The organism is Mammaliicoccus sp. JADD-157 (genome assembly GCF_049310805.1).
Classification (GTDB): Bacteria; Bacillota; Bacilli; order Staphylococcales; family Staphylococcaceae; genus Mammaliicoccus; species Mammaliicoccus lentus.
The window spans coordinates 1-773 of record NZ_JBMOVZ010000013.1 but is presented as its reverse complement, the minus strand read 5'-3'; the positions used below and the strand labels follow the sequence as shown (position 1 = coordinate 773).

The following is a 773-nucleotide window of genomic DNA, read 5'->3' as shown; positions in this document are numbered from 1 at the left end:
GGTTCTGTTGCAAAGTTGAATTTATAGTATAATTTTAACAAAAAGGAGTCTTCTGTATGAACTATTTCAGATATAAACAATTTAACAAGGATGTTATCACTGTAGCCGTTGGCTACTATCTAAGATATGCATTGAGTTATCGTGATATATCTGAAATATTAAGGGAACGTGGTGTAAACGTTCATCATTCAACGGTCTACCGTTGGGTTCAAGAATATGCCCCAATTTTATATCAAATTTGGAAGAAAAAGCATAAAAAAGCTTATTACAAATGGCGTATTGATGAGACGTACATCAAAATAAAAGGAAAATGGAGCTATTTATATCGTGCCATTGATGCAGAGGGACATACATTAGATATTTGGTTGCGTAAGCAACGAGATAATCATTCAGCATATGCGTTTATCAAACGTCTCATTAAACAATTTGGTAAACCTCAAAAGGTAATTACAGATCAGGCACCTTCAACGAAGGTAGCAATGGCTAAAGTAATTAAAGCTTTTAAACTTAAACCTGACTGTCATTGTACATCGAAATATCTGAATAACCTCATTGAGCAAGATCACCGTCATATTAAAGTAAGAAAGACAAGGTATCAAAGTATCAATACAGCAAAGAATACTTTAAAAGGTATTGAATGTATTTACGCTCTATATAAAAAGAACCGCAGGTCTCTTCAGATCTACGGATTTTCGCCATGCCACGAAATTAGCATCATGCTAGCAAGTTAAGCGAACACTGACATGATAAATTAGTGGTTAGCTATATTTTTT

General features: G+C 33.8%; 1 protein-coding gene. It reads left to right on the top strand.

Translation table 11 applies throughout. The annotated features are described in order from the left end of the window. Positions 1–56 precede the first annotated feature (56 nt). A complete protein-coding gene (locus ACO6VN_RS15090; RefSeq protein WP_001105987.1) occupies positions 57–731 on the top strand; it encodes an IS6-like element IS257 family transposase in 675 nt (224 codons plus the stop codon). Positions 732–773: the final 42 nt, after the last annotated feature.